General features: G+C 67.3%; 17 protein-coding genes and 1 riboswitch. Of the genes, 5 read left to right on the top strand and 12 right to left on the bottom strand.

The features are described from left to right. Positions 1 to 43: 43 nt before the first annotated feature. A complete protein-coding gene (locus NNW99_RS19115; protein WP_251057859.1) occupies positions 44 to 1,609 on the top strand; it encodes a recombinase family protein in 1,566 nt (521 codons plus the stop codon). A gap of 135 nt (positions 1,610 to 1,744) precedes the next feature. Here the strand turns inward: NNW99_RS19115 and NNW99_RS19110 are convergent, their stop codons facing one another. From NNW99_RS19110 to NNW99_RS19095, 4 genes are all read right to left on the bottom strand, one after another. Continuing rightward, positions 1,745 to 3,100 carry a replication initiator gene (locus tag NNW99_RS19110; RefSeq protein WP_215124352.1) on the bottom strand — a complete coding sequence of 452 codons (1,356 nt, stop codon included), beginning with the start codon at positions 3,098 to 3,100 and terminating at the stop codon, positions 1,745 to 1,747. Positions 3,101 to 3,399: 299 nt separating this feature from the next. Next, the gene (locus tag NNW99_RS19105; RefSeq protein ID WP_215120350.1) at positions 3,400 to 3,597 is read right to left on the bottom strand and encodes a hypothetical protein; all 198 of its coding nucleotides are present in this window, start codon (positions 3,595 to 3,597) and stop codon (positions 3,400 to 3,402) included. Further along, complete coding sequence (locus NNW99_RS19100; protein ID WP_215124351.1) at positions 3,594 to 4,604, bottom strand: FtsK/SpoIIIE domain-containing protein; 1,011 nt, start codon at positions 4,602 to 4,604, stop codon at positions 3,594 to 3,596. The genes NNW99_RS19105 and NNW99_RS19100 overlap by 4 nt, the downstream gene beginning before the upstream one ends. Further along, on the bottom strand, positions 4,604 to 4,951 hold the full coding sequence (locus NNW99_RS19095; RefSeq protein ID WP_215120349.1) for a hypothetical protein: 348 nt from the start codon (positions 4,949 to 4,951) through the stop codon (positions 4,604 to 4,606). The genes NNW99_RS19100 and NNW99_RS19095 overlap by 1 nt, the downstream gene beginning before the upstream one ends. A gap of 165 nt (positions 4,952 to 5,116) precedes the next feature. On the opposite strand from NNW99_RS19095, the gene NNW99_RS19090 reads away from it, so the two are divergent. Next, the gene (locus NNW99_RS19090; protein ID WP_215120348.1) at positions 5,117 to 5,896 is read left to right on the top strand and encodes a GntR family transcriptional regulator; all 780 of its coding nucleotides are present in this window, start codon (positions 5,117 to 5,119) and stop codon (positions 5,894 to 5,896) included. Between the two features lie 410 nt (positions 5,897 to 6,306). On the opposite strand, the gene NNW99_RS19085 is transcribed toward NNW99_RS19090, so the two are convergent. Together NNW99_RS19085 and NNW99_RS19080 are read right to left on the bottom strand one after the other, a co-directional pair. Beyond that, positions 6,307 to 6,603 carry a hypothetical protein gene (locus tag NNW99_RS19085; protein WP_215120347.1) on the bottom strand — a complete coding sequence of 99 codons (297 nt, stop codon included), beginning with the start codon at positions 6,601 to 6,603 and terminating at the stop codon, positions 6,307 to 6,309. A 321-nt stretch (positions 6,604 to 6,924) separates the two neighbouring features. Beyond that, positions 6,925 to 7,482 carry an ATP-binding protein gene (locus NNW99_RS19080; RefSeq protein WP_215120346.1) on the bottom strand — a complete coding sequence of 186 codons (558 nt, stop codon included), beginning with the start codon at positions 7,480 to 7,482 and terminating at the stop codon, positions 6,925 to 6,927. Positions 7,483 to 7,691: 209 nt separating this feature from the next. Between NNW99_RS19080 and NNW99_RS19075 the strand changes: the two genes are divergently transcribed. Next, a complete protein-coding gene (locus tag NNW99_RS19075; RefSeq protein ID WP_215120345.1) occupies positions 7,692 to 9,065 on the top strand; it encodes a sporulation protein in 1,374 nt (457 codons plus the stop codon). Positions 9,066 to 9,068: 3 nt separating this feature from the next. Here the strand turns inward: NNW99_RS19075 and NNW99_RS19070 are convergent, their stop codons facing one another. Continuing rightward, the gene (locus tag NNW99_RS19070) at positions 9,069 to 9,983 is read right to left on the bottom strand and encodes a phosphotransferase enzyme family protein (protein ID WP_215120344.1); all 915 of its coding nucleotides are present in this window, start codon (positions 9,981 to 9,983) and stop codon (positions 9,069 to 9,071) included. Positions 9,984 to 10,571: 588 nt separating this feature from the next. Between NNW99_RS19070 and NNW99_RS19065 the strand changes: the two genes are divergently transcribed. Then, a complete protein-coding gene (locus NNW99_RS19065; protein ID WP_215120343.1) occupies positions 10,572 to 11,030 on the top strand; it encodes a lactococcin 972 family bacteriocin in 459 nt (152 codons plus the stop codon). A gap of 913 nt (positions 11,031 to 11,943) precedes the next feature. Here NNW99_RS19065 and thiC read toward each other — a convergent pair. Continuing rightward, entirely contained in the window at positions 11,944 to 13,746 is a 1,803-nt protein-coding gene (thiC, locus tag NNW99_RS19060) for a phosphomethylpyrimidine synthase ThiC (RefSeq protein WP_251057858.1), read from the bottom strand. Then, positions 13,739 to 13,928: riboswitch (TPP riboswitch) on the bottom strand. (Overlaps the previous gene by 8 nt.) A 72-nt stretch (positions 13,929 to 14,000) precedes the next feature. Here thiC and NNW99_RS19055 point away from each other — a divergent pair. Continuing rightward, positions 14,001 to 15,731, top strand: coding sequence for a YibE/F family protein (locus NNW99_RS19055; RefSeq protein ID WP_215120342.1), 1,731 nt, complete (start codon positions 14,001 to 14,003; stop codon positions 15,729 to 15,731). Positions 15,732 to 15,833: 102 nt separating this feature from the next. On the opposite strand, the gene NNW99_RS19050 is transcribed toward NNW99_RS19055, so the two are convergent. The 4 genes from NNW99_RS19050 to NNW99_RS19035 all read right to left on the bottom strand — a co-directional run bounded on the left by NNW99_RS19050 (position 15,834) and on the right by NNW99_RS19035 (position 18,124). Continuing rightward, positions 15,834 to 16,268: an SsgA family sporulation/cell division regulator gene (locus NNW99_RS19050; RefSeq protein ID WP_184593809.1), complete on the bottom strand. Its 435-nt coding sequence runs from the start codon at positions 16,266 to 16,268 to the stop codon at positions 15,834 to 15,836. A gap of 97 nt (positions 16,269 to 16,365) precedes the next feature. Then, a complete protein-coding gene (locus NNW99_RS19045) occupies positions 16,366 to 17,232 on the bottom strand; it encodes an IclR family transcriptional regulator (protein WP_370869144.1) in 867 nt (288 codons plus the stop codon). A 204-nt stretch (positions 17,233 to 17,436) separates the two neighbouring features. Further along, on the bottom strand, positions 17,437 to 17,649 hold the full coding sequence (locus tag NNW99_RS19040) for a DUF5326 family protein (RefSeq protein WP_020271174.1): 213 nt from the start codon (positions 17,647 to 17,649) through the stop codon (positions 17,437 to 17,439). A gap of 157 nt (positions 17,650 to 17,806) precedes the next feature. Next, the gene (locus NNW99_RS19035; RefSeq protein WP_184593813.1) at positions 17,807 to 18,124 is read right to left on the bottom strand and encodes a cupin domain-containing protein; all 318 of its coding nucleotides are present in this window, start codon (positions 18,122 to 18,124) and stop codon (positions 17,807 to 17,809) included. Positions 18,125 to 18,177 lie beyond the last annotated feature (53 nt).

The following is an 18,177-nucleotide window of genomic DNA, read 5'->3' as shown; positions in this document are numbered from 1 at the left end:
TACGGTCGTTCCAGCAGCCCAGACATGGACCGAGGGGGAACACGTGGGCAAGCGCGAGGAGTTGGTCAGCAAGCTGCGAGGTACGCCCGAGGGACTGCCGTCCGTCGAGGAAGTGCGCGCCATGCTGGCTTCCGACCCGGAGTTGAAGTGCGTCGTCTGCTACGCACGGATCTCGTTCGACGGCCGGGTGAAGGATGCCCACGGCGTCGAAGACCAGCACCGGGACATGACCGAGGCCGCCCGAAGGTTCGGATGGCTCGTCGTCTTCCGCTATACGGACAACGACAAGAGCGCGAGCAAGGAGAACATCGTTCGCGATGACTTCGAGCAGCTGCTCGCCGATCTTGCTGCCGGGACGACGCCGGACGGGTACCCGATCCACGGCGTCATGGCAGTCAACGACGACCGGCTGTACCGGCGCCCGAGTGACTGGGAGCGGTACCTGAAGGCGTTCACCACGCAGGAAGGACGCGTCTACCACGACTCGAACGGCATCCAGGACCTCTACGCCGAAGGCTTCGAGATCAAAGGGCTTCTGGGGGTCGCCATGTCCCTCAGCGAGACGAGGAAGAAGGAGCGTCGGAGCAGGAACAGCCACCGCAGCCGGGCGATCCGCGGGCAGTCGGTAGCGGCGTGGCGCCCCTTTGGATGGGAGGACGACAAGGTCTCGTTGCGCCCGGACGAGGCTGAAGCCATCCGTCAGGCGGTGAAGGACGTGATCGCGGGTGCCTCCATTTCCGAGATCACGCGCCGGTGGAAGGAGGCCGGCTTCATCACGAGTCGCGGGAACGCCTTCCAGTACCAGACCGTCAAGCAGGTCCTGGTGAACGCGCGGCTGTGTGGATATCGCGAGATCAAGGGCGAGCTTGTACGTGACGGCGACGATCAGCCCATCGTGGGCGAGTGGGAGTCGATCATCACTCCTAAGGAGTGGTTCGCGGTCACGGCCAAGGTCAGGGAGCGTGGCCGCGGAACCGGGATGCCGCGCGGTGGCCTGGTCCACAAGTACCTGCTGACCGGCATCCTGCGATGCGGCCAGGTGCTGGAGGACGGCACGGTCTGCAACAACAAGATGATCGGGATCAAGGCGAACGACTGGCTCAAGTATCGGCACGCCTACATGTGCAAGAAGACCGTGGACGGCGGCTGCAACAAGACCTACAAGCGGGGCGACAAGACAGACAAGGCCATCGAGGAACTGGTCATCGCCAAGTTGGAGCGCGATGCGGCAAGCAAGGCCCAGGACGTACCGGACTGGGACAAGGCCGATGCCCTGGAGCGAGCCGTCAGGAGCCGCAACGAGCTGGAGCGGCGTTGGCACGACGACGAGGACACGGACATCGATGATGAGACGTTCTTCCGCAATCTCCCGGTCCTCGAACGGCGGATCAAGGAGCTTCGTGCGGATCAGCGGGCGCACGAAGCTCTGAAGGCGGAGGCCGAGGAAGCCAAGGAAGACGTCAGGAACTCGTGGGGGTCGAAGACGCTCACACAGAAGCGTGAGGCGATCAAGAAGGTGCTGAGCGCCGTGATCGCAGTGCCGGGTGGCAAGGGCAACAGGACATTCGACCCGGAGCTTCTCAAGCCTGTGTGGCGGACTTCCGAGTGAGCTGAAGTCCGAGGATCTCCCCCACGCTCCGCAATTGGTCATCGGAGAGTGGGGGAGAGTCCCGTAGCTGCCGCTCGATCCACGCTCGTACTGCTGCTTCCTCGCGCTCAACGCTGGCCTTCGCCGAAGTCGTGCTCAGTTGGCATCACCGCCAGCTCGGAGAGCTTCCCGCGCGACGGCGCGGTTCTCAGCGATGTCATCTGCGATTCCGGCGGCGATGAGCGCAGCGCCCGAGGTATGGCCGGAGCCGACGTAGCGCCAGTGCCTATCCGTGACCGCCCCAGGGACGTCGACACCGCCTACGTGCTGGGCGCGTTCGGCCCGCAGTGCCGCGAAGGTGGTGGAGTAGGCGCGAGACTTCGTGAGGATGTGGCCCCGGTAGCCGAGCGTGTGAGCCCACGTGCGCAGGTTCAGGGGTTCGAACTCGGGCAGGCCGCCCAGGCGCCAGCAGGTCCGCATGAGAGTGCGAACGTGTGCGCTCACGGACGCAGCCTCGATGTCATCCCAGGTGGTGACCCTGTAGTCGATGCCGGCGCCTGTCTCGCTCGCTCCCTTGGTGACGTACTTGGCCACATAGGCGGCGATGGCATCATCGTCAGGCCCGTCACCCTCGGCGTGCAGCGGGCGCACGTCGACCTGGGCGCCCCAACGCAGAGCCAACTCACCCACCGCGGGGCTGTACGGCGTACGGACCAGGACACGGGAAGCGGAGGACCGCACGGCGGCGATGAGCCGGTGCGCGGCCCAAGGGGGAGGTTCGTCCGCCGGTCCGTTCGGGCCGTCGAGGCGGACGACTGCGTGCACGTGGACGGCCGCCCGCTTCTGGTACTCGGCGACGCGTGCGAAGGACAGCCGGGCATGGTCCCGAAAGTGGGACTGTACGAGGCCGACCGAGGAGGCGAGCCGCCGTCGGACGTCGATGACGAACCGATCCCACAGCTTCGACGCATGCGCGTGCCACAGCACGTGGCCGGTGTAGTCGTAGCAGTCAGCGCACAGGGGCTTGCCGACGGAGGGGTCATCGGGACCGTGGACAGCGCCGCAGCTCCGAGGACGGTCGTGTTCGCACGTCCCACGGTCACGGCGGGGGCGGCACAGCTCCCCGGCGCGGTGCACGTGACCGAAGGACGGGGCAGTCAGGGTGACGAAGAGCCGGGGCCGGTGGCGGACTGCGGCAGGGACGTTCTTCCCGCCGAGGAGGCCCGCGCGGACGAGGTGGAAGGTGTCGCCCGCGTGGAGGCGTGAGCATGCGGGGCAGACGGTTGCCCGGCGGTTGCGGCAGCGTACGAGAAGGCGTTCACCGGGTTCGTTGCCGGTGTCGTAGTGGCGGAGGACTTCGCCGGTTGCGCCGTCCAGGGCGGTGGTGGAGCCGGAGAGGTGGACGGGGTGCGAGCAGCCACCGGTGGCAGTGATCTGCTCCAACAGGCGGGGAAACGCCGGGTCCTGGGCTAGTTCGATTGCGTCGCGGTCTGCTTCGGACAGCTGACGCAGGCGCGCCGCGCGGTTGAGGACGGCGCGCCTGTCAGCCGGGGTGAGCTCCGGTGTGATGGTGGGGACCTTCCAGGGTGGGCCGCCCTAGCGGCACGGTGGGTGGGTGGCGGCGCGTTGTCGGTCATGGGGATCACCTTCCTTGTGGGGTCGGGCGGGGTGACGTTCAGCGGATGGTTCCGGTGCCCCGACAGACGCGGCAGCGCCTCTGCCGTCCAGTCCAGGTCCTGCGGGCTCCGTCGCCCTTGCAGTGGGGGCACCTCACGCGGGGCATGGGCATGCCGTTCCGTTCCCTTCTCTGGTCAGGTGTGGGAGAAGCCGTTGATCAGCCACGTGACGAGGCCGTGGACGGTGTAGATCACCGGGGTCTGGCCGAGGTAGAGGCCGAAGAGGCCGACGCAGACCGCTTCCCAGGCGCGCACGTCGCGGGAGCGGACGAGGAGGACGGTGATGATCCCGAAGACCATCGCGAACGTGAACGCCGTACCTTCGCTGATCACTTGTCGTCTCCTTCAGGCGCCGCAAGGGCACGGTTGAGGGCGGGCAGGTCCGGGGTGAGTGCTGCGTGCTTCCGAGCCGTCGAGACGGCCTCTTCCGTGGGCGTGAGGTGGGAACGGGCGCGGCTCCAACTGCCGTCCGGGCCGGTGCACACGGCCACGCCCCGTTCCTCTGCCGTGATGGCTTGCGCGACAGCCACGGCGTCCTTGTTCAGGTCGCCCAGGGTCATCTCTGCCGTGCCGGGATCGTTCACCCGGTGGCAGATCCGGCCGCCGAGCTGAGCCCGCAGGGCGGTGACGCCGGGCCCCAGATCGGAGCCGACCCGCTGTCCGGCCACCACCAGGTGGACGCCGAGTGCTGCTCCGAGCTGGGCCAGGCGCAGCAGCAGCGTGGAGCACTGCTCGGTTTCGGCTTTGCTCTCGCGGCGGCCGTCGGACAAGTACAGCTCTGCGATCTCGTCAACGATCACGACGACCGGCACCGGCCGGAGCTTGTCGGGCAGCTCCCATATGGAGCGCACGCCGGCCGACCGGCACACGCTCATTCGTTCCTGCATGAATCCGGGCCGCTGTAGCGGATCACTGACCATCGCCGTCAGCAGGACCAGCCCGCGTTCCGGCGAGGTCACGCGCACTGCGTGAACCTTCCAGGCATGGACGAACGCGTCTGCCGCCTTCAGGTAGGTCGCCGGAGTCTGACCCGCGTGCAGCCGCACACTCACGGTCAAGCCCATGCGGGTAGCCCGGGGGAACGAGATCCGTGGAGCCGTCGGCCGGACCGGGTCCCCCTTGACCAGCAGGTGCCCGATGAGCGTTCGCGCCGGGAGGCGGGATACGGACAGGTCGTTGAGCAAGGCAACCCTGCGCCAGGTGAACACCACCCGGGACGCAGTCACGGGGTAGCCGATCACGTACCAGTGCCAGGCCGGACGGTGGCGCCGAACCAGGTCACCGACGACCAGCACCCAGGCCAGTACCGCCAGGGCGAGCGCGAGCAGGGTCGGCCCAATCACGCGTCACCGCCCTTGCCCTGCGCCGCCGGTCCGTGCGCGGGCGTGATCGTGTCGGCGCGGAAGCTGACGCCGCTGCGGTCGCCCATCGACCAGACGAACGCCGTCAGCCCGGTGACCTTGACGACCTGGCCCGCTTCCAGCCCCTTGGGCTCACCGCTCACGGCGATCTCGATCACGGAGATACGCCGTCCGTCCGGCCGCACGGTGACGGCCACGCTGTAGACCGGGTTGCCGTCCCGGTCCTTCTTCACCTCCTGTGTTTCGGAGTTGCTGAACTTCACTTCAGGCGCGTTGGCACACCGCAGTACGCCGAGTCGCGCCGTGTCCACGGGAATGGACTGCATTGGATTTGGCCTCCCTGGCCAGTCGGGACGCCAGTGAGATACTGACGTCACTTGTCCTTACGAGTTACGACTATGGAGTGCTGTACGGCGAGGGTGCAACTACTTATGCTGACGAGTGATGTCGCGCGTGCGACGTACCTACGACCTCACCCGGAGATTGCCGAGATGACGGAGATCCAGCGCCCCGGAGCCCTCTACCAGCAAGTCGCCGCCGCCATCCGCGCAGCGATCCTGTCGGGCGAGTTCGCCCCTGACTCCCTGCTTCCGTCGGAAGCCCAGCTCATGGCCCGCTACAGCGTCTCCCGCCCCACGGTTCGCAACGCCATCGCCGCACTCCGGGCGGAAGGTCTCATCGACGTGCGCCACGGCAAAGGCAGCTTCGTACGCTCCAGCGGCCAGCCCACACTCACCCTCGAACGCCGCATCAACCGCACCACCGACAGCAAGTTCGTCATGCCCAACGGCGACGCCTGGCAGGAGGCCGAGGAGCCGAGCAGCTACCGCACCCGGACCACGAAAGCCACAGGTCGACTGCTGGGACTCAGTGAGGAAGAGGCCGTGTTCGGCTGCGACCGGCTCTTGATCGACACGGCTACGGGTGCCCGCGCAATGCACCGCATGCTGATTCCGTTCGAAGTCGCCGAGGCGGTTCCAGTGCTCGCTGAGGAGCCGTGCCAGCCCCCGGCAGCGATCTACGGAGTGCTCGCCCAGGACGGACACAAGCTGTGGTGGTCGGAGACGGTCCGCGCCCGAATGCCGCTGCCCGACGAGCGGAGCACCCTCCAGCTCCCCGACGCGACCCCGATCCTTCACGTCGCCCGCGTCGCACACGGCGCCGACGATCGCCCACTGACCCTCGAAGAACTCAGCATCGGCGCGGACCGTGCCGAACTCGCCTACCGGATCACCGCCGAGAAGCAGTCCGCGCGACGCACCCGCACCTGAGCGACAACCAGCATCGGTCGAAACAGCCTCTACTTCCTCAAGGGCGCGCCTGCGGCGCGCCGGGCCGCCCGGCCGCCCCGGCCGGGCGTGCGGCGTGGACGCCGGTCCCGGCCGGTCGCCGGGCGCCCCCGCCCACAGCACGCCCAAGGAGTCATGGCGTCGACCCGCTGTCACGGGCAGGGGCGTGGCGGGCTGGGGGTCGACGGCCTCCGAGACTTTAGGCAGCCACCACGGGGCGAGCCTCGAAGAACAGGGGGCCAATCGGGCACTACAACGGGCAGGGCAACTGCCTGCCCGATTCGCCGGGCCAGCGTAAGGCCCCCTGTTCACTCGCCCCATGGCAGCTCCAGCCCAAAGTCTCTGCGGCCGGCGACGTGCCCAAGTGCCCCGCTCACCAGCGAAAAGGCGCCTCATGCTGCACCACCGTCGCCGTCCGAGCGCACCCCCAGGAGCTGAGCGAGGCGATCCACAGCGTCCGGCCAGCCCGCCAGCCGCACCACACCGCGTCCATCCTCGTTCGTCGAGGCGACGGCCCGTACGGTGGACAGCTCGAAACCCACGCTCAGGAGCGCCCGGTTCAGTCGATCGGCCGCCACTCGTGCCTCACGCCATCCCGCGATGTAGTCGACGCCGGACACCCAGAGCCCGGAGTCCGCGCCCGTCACGTTCAGACCGTCGCTCAGCCAGTCCTCACCCGAGCCAGTCACGTTTGCCACCTCTGCCCTGATCTAGTAACGGATCGTCAACTTCCTTGGACCAGGGCGCAAACGCAGCACGGCGGCCCCGGTACCATCAGGCACCGGGAACCGCCGCGTTCCCAGCCGGGCCACCCTTCGCTTTCCAGGGCTGATGGGGTGGCCCGGTCTCGGTTTGTGGTTGTCAGGCGCGGCCCTCCGGTGTGGAGGGGAGCTCCCAGAAGCCCGGAGGAGCCGCGCCCTGGCCGAAGGGGTCAGACTTCGGCCGGTTACCGGGCCGCCGCTCGCTCCTGATCGCGAAAGAGCGACACGAGGACGGCAGCCCGGAGATCATCAGTGCGGTACCGGCTCCACCTCGTCGTTCAGATCGAAGCGACACCAGACCGTCTTTCCGCCGCGCTCTTCCGGCGTCCACCAGATCGCCGCCGTCAGACGCTGAAGGATGAGGAGTCCCCGACCGGTGTCGGGCAGCACCGCCTCAGACAGGTCTCCGAGCAACCCCGGAGAGAACACCTCCCCCGTCGGAAGCAGCGGAGGGGTCGAGTCCTCATCAGCGACACCGATGAAGAGCCACTTCGGGAACATCTTGAAGATCACGTCGATGCGTCGGCAGGCACCGGGGGAGGACAGGTGCCGGTCCGGCACGGCATGGTTCACCACGTTCCCGACCAGTTCGGAGACCACCAACTGGGCGTCACCCACGATGGCATCGGCACCAGCGCCCCGGAGGAACACAGCCGTCATGTCGCGAGCGACGCGCGCTGTGTCACCGAACTCGGCGAAGAGCGTCAACGTCAGGAAGTGCCCGTCGAAGGACGGCTCCGGTCGCACGAACCAGTGCGCGTACGCGTCAAGCTCACCCGCCAACCGTTCAGTCTTCCCCGCATCCATCACTTCCCCTTCCGAGGCCCCGCGGCTCTCACGGCACCGCTTGCTTCACGCAAGCCAGTACACGGCGAGAAGGGCGTGACCGGGAGCGTTCACCAGGGGGTTCACGTGAACACCGGCAAAGGCAAAGGGGGTTCATCAATGAACCCCCAAGGCTGATACTGCTGTGACACGATGAACACTCGCCGTCATTCTCGGGTTGGCAGGGGAGCATGAGCCGAGAGCCGAACGCGCAGTTAATCGCCGTCATGGACGAGGCGAAGGTCTCGAACAAGGGCCTGGCGAAGCGCATGAAGGACGCCGCCGCTCAGCGCGGCATCAGTCTTGGAACAACGCACGTATCAGTACAGCGATGGCGGGACGGCGCGGGCATCCAGCCTCAGACAGCGGCACTCATGGCCGACGTACTGAGCGCCAAACTCGGCCGCCGCATCGCTCCCGGTGATCTCGGCTTCTTCGATCACACACGGCCGGCCACTCCAGAACCGCTCGGTTATCCCAGTACGGTCCCCGACGTGCTGTCGATGCTGGATGGACTCGCCCAGGAACGGGCCGACACCGTCACATCCGAGCAACTGATCGTCTCGGACTCAGATCTCAGCTCCGCCGTCCTGTCCTGGATGATCGCGCGCCCGGACGGCATCCAGACCGACAAGCCCGCTCAGCAGCGAGTCGGCATGCGCGACGTCCGGGCAATCAGGGACGCCGCCGCCACCTTCATGCAACTCGACTTCAAGTACGGCGGAGGCCACGGCCACAAGGCACTGCGTCACTACTTCCGCCATGAGGTCTTGCCTCTGCTCAGCGCCAGCTACAGCGAGAAGGTAGGCACGGCCTTGTTCGGCGCCGCCGCCGAGGTCTCCCAGTTGCTCGCGTGGACCGCATACGACTCCGGCAACCACCCACTCGCCCACCGCTATCTCACGTCGACTCTGCGACTGTCCCAGGTCATCGACGACCGCATGTTCGGCGCCCGCATCCTCGGCAACCTCAGCCACCAGGCGAACTATCTCGGCAACCACGCCCAGGCCATCCAGCTAGCCCGCGCAGCAGTCGAGGGCGCCAAGGGCCGAGCGACCCCGCGTGCCATGGCGAATTACTGGGCCATGGAAGCCCGAGCGCTCTCCAACGCGGGTGATCTCACCGGGGCGTCACTCGCCATGAACCAATCTGAGCGCCACTTCGAGCGCGCTGACGGTGCCGAGGACCCACTGTGGTTGAGCTACTTCGACGACGCGGAACTCTTGGGCGAGTTCTGCCACTGCTTCCGCGATCTGAGGATGCGCCGTGAAGCGGTCGAGCACGCACAGCGCGCTGTGGACAGCACTGACCCGCAGTACGCCCGCACCCTCGGTTTCTGTCGCATGGTGCTCGCACAGAGCCAGCTCCTGAACGGAGAGTTGGAAGCCGCCGTCACCACAGCCAGCCTTGCCGTGGACGGCGGCGACTCCCTCCAGTCCTCCCGCTTCCAGCGCTACGTATCCGACTTTCGGGCGGAGGTCAGTGCGTACGCGGCCAACCCCGCCGTCGTGGCCTTCAATGAGCAGGTGAACGAAGCGCTCGCCCGTCTGGACGAGGACGAGTAACAGCTAACAGGGACGCCAGTCGCGCGGCGCATCATCGTTCCGCAAGGCTGCGATGCGCCGGCGGTACTCGGCCGCCGTCCCCTCGTTCTCCTGCACGTTCTGCATCAGCCACGTGGTCATGCCGAACTCTTGGAGCCGCCGGAGCGTGTCGTAGCCGTGCCAGTCGTGCAGGTCGCGCCCGTACGCCCTCACGAAGTCGGCGTACTGCTCGTCGGTCTGCCACCCCAGACTGTGGTGCTCCGTGGCCGTAACCATTAGGTCCCACTCAGGGCGATCGAAGCAGAATGCCTCGAAGTCGATCAGGATGACTTCCCCCCGGTCGTTCACCATGAGGTTCTGCACGTGAGCATCACCGTGGACCGGCCCCTTGGGCGTCTCGAACCGCAAGCCCTCGAACTGGTCACGCAGCTCACTCCACCGCTTGCGGAGGAAAACCCTGTCATCTTCCGGGATCGCTGCCTGGCTGATCCGCAGTTCCTGCTTGTCGAAGGGGTTGAACGAGGGCAGCTCCAGGCCAACGGGCAACGTCATGGAGTGCAGGTCCCGCAAGATGCCGCCGAGTTCCCCATACGTGGCCTTACGGCTGTCCTCGACGATGAGCCGCCAGAAGGTCACCGGGTGGCCATCGATCAGAAACGGCTGCTCCAGCCCGTCGACCAGGCGCGCGGCAGGAAACCCTTCCTCGGCCAACCACTGTGACACCGCAACCTCAACGCGTGCCTTGGGCAGCCACGGTTCTCCCCGCGCCACTCGCACGATCACTGGCTCTGCGTCCAGGCGGAAGAGCGCGTTCTCTCCCAGCCGGATCAGCTCTGCCCCTCTGTCGTCCAACCCGGCCGCCAGGCAGGCCGCGCTCATCACCTGCGCGGCCCTCGTCGAAGTGAACCCCTCTTGCGATCGAGCAGCGTCAAGCGCCATGCCCGTACCAGCTCCCCTAGTCGCGCGCGATCAACTGGCGCATGCCTACGGGTGACCAACCCGACGTGCGCCAGACACGACCACGACCGTACCGAAGGCGCAGAGGCTCATGCGATAGGCGATGGCAGGTACAACATCCCCGACCACGCCTACTACTCACCAGCATCTTCAATGGGATGAGTTGATATGCCACAGCGCGGTGGCTGATGGGGGCGCCGGCTCGTACGCGCACATGTACACCTCGATCAGGTAGCCGACTGGAGGAGGCGCTTGAGGCGTTCCCTGACGTAGCCGGCATAGATCGTCCTGCCCGGGATGGCGAATCGGCCTACGGTACGCCTCCGACCTCACTGCCCGCCCTGCTCACGGATGGAGCGGGGCGGCACCAGTCCAGCATGCCGGACATTACACACTCAAACGACCATTACGAGGAAGCGGAACTAACCATCGAGTGGGTATGCAAATCTCACACATCCATCGTCGGCGCTTTTTGGCCAAGTGTTTTAGCGTCTCTTTACCAGGATGTGCGGGTTGGGGGAAGATCCATCCGCAGCCCCCGCGACGGGGGCATCACGGGAGGGGAATCACATGAAGGCATCCGGTAGGTCCATAGCTTTTGCTATTGCGGGTGGGTTCCTGGCTGCGGGCACCCTTGCCGGCCCGGCCACTGCGGACAGCGTCCAGGCGCCGACCGCTGGCGCGGTCACCGTCACTGCCCACACCAGGGGTGACGGCACCCAGCCGCCTGCCGCGCTGGGAGACCCCAAGGAATGGGGCGTAGTGGAGTTCACGGCTGGCTCCACGGGAGGCATCCGGCCGAAGACCGTCCTCGAAATTGGTGGCGGAACTTGGAGCTACGGGAAGAACCTCACCGGCGATGGCCAGTACTGCTACTCGAATTACTACCACTCCAAGGTGATGCATGGGTCGACCGTGGAGCTGGCTGGGGGGTCGAACAAGGCTGTGGAGGCCAAGGGCAAGTGGTCTTACGCCAATATGACCGCGGGCGCAGCGTACACGTGCAAGACCTACTACGCTAAGTACTAATTCCGTCCGCTCCCGGCGGCCACCGCCGGGGGCGGATTTTCTCAGCGTGAGAAATTGCCACAGAGTAGGGTCATGAAAATCCCACAATTTACGCCTTGTCGCATCGCTCGTATTGCGACAGTTCTCGTGGCAGGTGCGCTCCTCGGCGCTGTCGGCCCATTCGCGAGCAAATTCGACAACCCGGTCTGCCAGGCCGTAGGCGTCGTATTTTCTGTGGGATGGTCGTGGGCATGCTTCGCCTTCCTGATCGGTTACTCCCGGCGGTCAAGAGTCGAGGCATCATTGCTGGCGTCCTCGGCATTGGCAGTAGGCGTAGCCGTATATTATCTTTTCAAGTTTCTGATCCCCGCGGTTCCGGCCGGGGGACACGTCATCTCTGGTGCGGGCGATGGCCTCCCCTCCAGGGCCGTGTTCTGGGGGGTAGCGGCTTTCGCCTTCGGTGCGCCCGTTGGGCTCCTGGGGAGTATGGCCAGAATGCCCGGCATCGGCGGTCTAGGGTTCCGCCTGCTTGTCCCGTTGATCGCCTTCTTTGAGGCCTCCCAGCGGCTGGCAGCAGAGGTGGGCGACTCGCAGGGCCGAGTCGCCGAAATAGTGTGGGCTTCGGTTCGCGTGCTCTCGGCCGTGGCCGTCGTGCTTCTCGTGGGTCATACAGTGTGGAGCTGGTGGCATGGCCGGGGTGCGCGGCAGCCTGCCCCAGCGAAGCGCCTCTGAGGCCTCACCGGTACACCGGCCGGGCAGCCGGTCAACGGCGACGCCCGTCAGACCTCCGCCCACGCCAAACCAGTCAGGGCAGCGCTGCACATGCGGCCAGTGGTACATGGTGTCAGCGCGGGCCGGACCCAAGCTGCGGTTCCGGCCCGTCGCTTCGCAGTAGTCGCACTTCCCGCGAGCCGTTGACTCCAGCGCTTCAGGCTCAGTCGGCGATCGGCAGGTACACCCGATTGCCTGCCTCGGCGAACTCCTTCGACTTCTGGAGCATCCCCTCAGCGATCTCCTCGGACGAGGCTCCCTCAGCCGCCGCGCCACCGAACCGCTCTGTGATGCTTTGGCTAATCTTCATGCTGCAGAACTTGGGACCGCACATCGAGCAGAAGTGAGCCGTCTTGGCGGGCTCGGCCGGCAGGGTCTCGTCGTGGAACTCCCGTGCCGTGTCCGGGTCGAGGGCCAGGTTGAACTGGTCCTCCCAGCGGAACTCGAAGCGGGCGTCGGACAGCGCGTCGTCCCACTCCTGGGCGCCCGGGTGCCCCTTGGCGACATCGGCCGCGTGGGCGGCGATCTTGTAGGTGATGACACCGGTCTTGACGTCGTCACGGTTCGGCAGGCCCAAGTGCTCCTTGGGGGTGACGTAGCACAGCATGGCCGTGCCCCACCAGGCGATCATCGCAGCACCGATGCCGGAGGTGATGTGGTCGTACGCCGGCGCGACGTCCGTGGTCAGCGGGCCGAGCGTATAGAACGGAGCTTCATCGCAGATCTCCTGCTGAAGGTCGATGTTCTCCTTGATCTTGTGCATCGGGACATGGCCCGGGCCTTCGATCATGGTCTGTACGTTGAAACGCTTGGCGATCCGGTTGAGTTCCCCGAGAGTGCGCAACTCCGCGAACTGCGCCTCGTCGTTGGCGTCCGCGATCGAGCCGGGCCGCAGGCCGTCGCCGAGCGAGTACGTGACGTCGTAGGCGGCGAGGATCTCGCAGAGCTCCTCGAAGTGCTCGTACAGGAACGACTCCCGGTGGTGCGCGAGGCACCAGGCGGCCATGATCGAGCCGCCGCGGGAGACGATGCCCGTCTTGCGGTTGGCCGTCAGCGGCACATAGGCCAGGCGCACGCCCGCGTGGACCGTCATGTAGTCCACGCCCTGCTCGGCCTGTTCGATGACCGTGTCCTTGTAGACCTCCCAGGTCAGGTCCTCGGCGCGGCCGTCGACCTTCTCCAGGGCCTGGTAGAGCGGCACGGTGCCGATGGGGACGGGGGAGTTGCGCAGCACCCACTCACGCGTGGTGTGGATGTTGCGGCCGGTGGAGAGGTCCATGACCGTGTCGGCGCCCCAGCGGGTCGCCCAGGTCATCTTCTCGACCTCCTCCTCGATGGAGGAGGTCACCGCGGAGTTGCCGATGTTGGCGTTGACCTTCACCAGGAACCTCTTGCCGATGATCATCGGCTCGATCTCCGGGTGGTTGACGTTGGCCGGCAACACGGCCCGGCCCGCGGCGATCTCGTCGCGGACCACCTCGGGCGAGACGTTCTCCCGGATGGCCACGTACTCCATCTCGGGTGTGATCTCGCCGCGTCGGGCGTACGCGAGCTGCGTGACCGCCTGGCCGTCCCTGCTGCGACGCGGCTGGCGCGGGCGGCCGGGGAAGACGGCGTCGAGGTTGCGGAGGCCGCCGCGGGGCGAGGTGTGCTTGATGCCGTCGTCCTCGGGGCGGACGGGGCGGCCCGCGTACTCCTCGGTGTCGCCGCGGGAGATGATCCAGTTCTCGCGCAGCGGCGGCAGGCCCCTGCGGACGTCGGTGTCGACGAGTGGATCGGTGTACGGGCCGGAGGTGTCGTACAGCGTGACGGCCTGGCCGTTGGTGAGATGCACCTGACGAACCGGCACGCGCAGGTCGGGGCGGGTGCCCTCGACATACGCCTTGTGCCAGCCGATGGACTTCCCGGCCTCCTCGGACTGTGCGTCCTGAACGGAGGCAGGCGTGCGTGCGTCCTTGTCGGTCATGAGACCTACTCCCTACGCCGGCATTACCCGGTAACAGGTTCGGCGGTCGACGCAGCGGCTTCCGTCTGCCGACGTTCCGTGTGAAACATCACTCGACTTCGGTGATGTTTCATGTGAAACATCGCTGGGACGGAGGTCAGCGCCCTCTCAGCCCGGTGCTCCGAGCTCCCGCGTGTACAAAAGGTGCCTCCACGCTAGCGGCAATTCTGGCGCGGTGAACAGAGGGCCCCCCTCGTTCTTGCGATGATCGGTCGGTGACCACGACGCAGCGTCCCCCTTACCCACCGCCCGAGCCGCCTCGCGGATCCGGTGCCGGAAGCGGCAACGGCCGGGGAGACGGCCACGATTTCGCCTCCGGGGCCGGGTATGGGCCTGGGACGGGATTCGGGCCCGGTGCTCGTGCAGGTGCCGGTGGTGAGCGTGGTTCCGGCTCGGCCGGGGGATACGGACCCGGCAACGGCCAGGGTGGCGGCTCAGCCGGTGGGCATGGAGTCGGCCCCGGCGACGGGCGGGGCCCGGGCTCCGGAAGCGGGCACGGACACGGTTCCGGAACCGGCGGAGGAGACGGCCACGGACACGGACACGGCTCCGGGACCGGTGGCGGCGGCGATGGTCACGGGCACGGCTCCGGGACCGGCGGTGGCGACGGCCACGGGCACGGCCCCGGTTCCGCGCCAGGGGGCGGGCACGGGCACTCACACAGTCACAGCCACGGTCCGGCCACGCCCGTCTCCATGCATCTGCGCAAGATCATCGCGGCGATCCTGATCCCGTTCGGCGCGGCCGTGCTGGTCGGTCTCGTCGTGCTGTGGCCGGGCGGCGCCCCGGGGCACGAGCGCACCGGCGTCGGCTTCGACCGGCAGACCGAACAAGCCTCGGTCACCAAGGTCGTGGAGATCAGCTGCAAGGAGGCCGGCGCCTCGGGGGTCCCGCCGACCGGCGACACCTCCACCGCCGAGGGCTCCTCCGCCGTGCAGCAGGAGAAGGGCACCTGCAAGCGGGCGACGGTCCGGGTCGACAGCGGCAAGGACAAGGGCCGCACCTTCACCGAGATCATCCAGCCGGACCAGTCCCGCCAGCTGCACGAGGGCCAGAAGGTCGTGGTCGCCTACGAGCCCTCCGCGCCGAAGGATCTGCAGTACTCGGTCACCGACGTCAACCGCCGTCTGCCCCTGGCCCTGCTGGCCGGCATCTTCGCACTCGCCGTCGTGGTCGTCGGGCGGCTGCGCGGGGTCATGGCCCTCGTCGCACTGACCATCAGCTTCCTGGTGCTGACCTTCTTCATCCTGCCCGCGATCCTGCAGGGCTCGAACCCGCTGGTCGTGGCGGTGGTGGGCGCGAGTGCCATCATGCTCATCGCCCTGTACATGTGTCATGGACTGTCCGCACGGACCTCGGTGGCGGTGCTCGGCACCCTCATCTCCCTGCTGCTGATCGGCCTTCTCGGCTCGCTGTTCAACAGCTGGGCCGCGCTCACCGGCAACACCGACGACAACACCGGCCTGATCCACGGTCTCTATCCGACGATCGACATGAGCGGTCTGCTGCTCGCCGGCATCATCATCGGTTCGCTCGGTGTGCTCGACGATGTGACGGTCACGCAGACCTCGGCGGTCTGGGAGCTGCACGAGGCCAATCCGTCGATGGGCTGGCGCGGGCTCTACCGCGCGGGCATCCGGATCGGCCGCGACCACATCGCCTCGGTCGTCAACACGCTCGTCCTCGCCTACGCCGGTGCCGCCCTGCCGTTGCTTCTGTTGTTCTCCATCGCGCAGAGCGGCGTGGGGACGGTCGCCAACAGCGAGCTGGTCGCGGAGGAGATCGTGCGCACGCTGGTCGGTTCGATCGGCCTGGTGGCCTCGGTGCCGGTCACCACCGCTCTGGCCGCGCTCGTGGTCTCGGCCGACCGCCCCGGGGAGGAGCGCGCCGTGGAGACCGCCGCGGTACCGGCACGCGGGGGGCGGGGCCGGCGCCGTAAGCGCTGACGTCTCTGAGCCAGACGTCCCAGCGCCACGACGACGAAGCGTTCCCGCAGGGTCGGCGGCATCCGGTGAAGCGTTACTCCACGACGCCGACCGACGGGTGGCTCACCCGGCGCCCTGTTCCGCCAGGATGCGGTCCAGCGCCTCGTCGAGGTGGGCGTCGAAGTCGGCGAGCGAGCCTTCCTGGCCGAGCGGCACCAGCTTGTCGGTGCGGTCGAGGAAGGCGACGAGCGGTGCCGTGGAGGAACGGAACAACGCCTGGTCGCTGCCCACCTGAAGCCTGATCAGCACCTCGCCCAGCGTGTCCGGTTCGACGGGGGTGACCCGCACATCGCCCTCGCCGCACGGCCGGCCGACGCCGTCGATCAGCAGCTCCCGGCCGAAAGCCCACGTCACGGGCGCGTCACCGGGCAGGTGGAACGTCAGCCGGACGGCATAGGGATCACTGGTCTCATAGCGCAGCTCCACCGGAATGCGGAAGGAGAGCTCCTCGGACACAAGGAAGCTCATCATGACCTCTGCTTGTACGGACTCGCGCATCGCTAACCCCGTCATTCGCCGTGACTGGCCGGGAACGAACCTCTGACACTGATGGAATCTTGCTGAACGTACACAGCAGATCACAAGGAGTGAGTTTTCACATACTGATAGAGAGCGCCAGCGACCCGAGTCGCCGCCCGATCTCGTACTGCAACTGCCGGGCCGCGGGCAGCAGCCGGTCCTCCTGATGGGCGGGCAGGGAGATGGCCATCGTCGCCGCCGTGGTGCCCAGAGTCAGCGGGATCGCCGCGCAGACCGCGCCCAGGGCGTACTCCTGACGCTCGGTCACCGGTTCCATCCGCCGCATCCGCTCCAGACGCCGGAGCAGACTGTGGTTGTCCCGCACCGTGTACGGCGTGAGGGGCTGCACCGGGTAGCGGTCGAGGTGGTCGCGACGGGCCTCGGCGTCCAGTTGGGACAGCAGGCACTGCCCGATGGCGTGCGCGTGCCCGGTCTCCCGGAAGTCGGCCCACTCCTCGACCGCCGGGGCGCCCGGGCTCTCGGAGACGCACATGACCTCGATCTCGCCCTCGCGGTACGCCGCGTAGTAGACGGGGACGCCGAGGAGGTCTCGCCACTGCGCGAGCGTGTCGACCACCGTGCTGCGACGTTTCTGCCGCGCCCCGCTGCTGCTCAGCCGCTCGGCGGCCTCGCCGAGGAAGAACAGGCCCTTGTCCCGGCGCAGATAGCCCTCGTGCACGAGGGTGCGCAGCAGGTGGTACGTCGTGGGCAGCGCCAGCCCGGTCTCGCGGGCCAGTTGCTTGGCGGGGGCGCCGTAGACATGCCCGGCGACGGTTTCCAGCAGGCGCATGGCGCGCTGCACGGACCCGATGAGGGTCGCCGGAGGCGGGGATCCGGCGGGAGGCGGTGGTGTGGGGGGCGGTAGTGACTCGGAGGGTGCCGCCGAGCGCGGTTGCGCGGGAACGCTGCGCAGGTGGGCCGGTGCGGTGTCAGCCGGGGCCAAGGGTCACTCCCGAAACGCGAGGGGCCGACCCGTGCGGAGGAACACGGGTGGGGGTGTATGCCGCTCGCGGGGAAGTCCCCGCGTCGAGCCGGACTCTATTCGCCTGCCACCGCACGCAGACGGCCCGGCCGGGAAACTTCCCCCGCCCGAGGGAACGGGTGATTCCCCGCGTTCCCCGCTACCCCCACCGGTTTCCCACCGGCCTCACCAGTCGCTGCGGGACGAGGAGCTCGACGTGAACTTCCGTACGACGTAGATCAGTCCGCCGACCAGCGCCACGAAGACCAGCACCTTGAAGAGCAGTCCGATGACGAAGCCGACCACACTGGCGATCAGCCCACCGAACACGACCAGGGCGATGACCGGCACCGCGATCCACTTCACCCACCACGGCAGTCCCGTGAAGATCTCTCGCATCGCCCTCGTCCTTGTCTCTCCACCCGTTCGAGTGCCGGGTCCTGTTCGGTCTTCTGACGTTCCGCACTCGATGCTAGGTCCGGAAGGGGGTCCGGCGGGGGCCTCGCACCCCTTGTCCTCCCCTGACCGAACCCCTAGGGAACCCCGAGGCGGTCCGTCAGCTCTCGGGCGGAGAGAACACCACCAGCACCCTGAGGTCCTCGGTGATGTGGTGGAACTTGTGGGCGACACCCGCCGGCACATAGACCACGCTGCCGCGCGCCACCTGGGTCGTCTCCAGGCCGACGGTGATCGCGGCCCGGCCGCTCACAACGAAGTAGACCTCGTCCTGATTGTGCGGCTTCTGTGGATCCTGCTCGCCCGCGTCGAGGGCGTACAGACCGACCGACATGTTCTGCGCCCGCAGAAACTGCAGGTAGGCGCCCTCGTTGGCGGCGCGCTCCGCCTCCAGTTCGTCCAGCCGGAATGCCTTCATCGCCTAGTCCGCCCCTGCCTCTTGTGCCCGTGCCCGATCAGGTCTGCCACGAT

Origin of the sequence: Streptomyces sp. CRCS-T-1, from assembly GCF_024442335.1 — a bacterium.
Classification (GTDB): Bacteria; Actinomycetota; Actinomycetes; order Streptomycetales; family Streptomycetaceae; genus Streptomyces; species Streptomyces koelreuteriae.
This window is presented reverse-complemented; position numbering and strand designations above follow the sequence as displayed.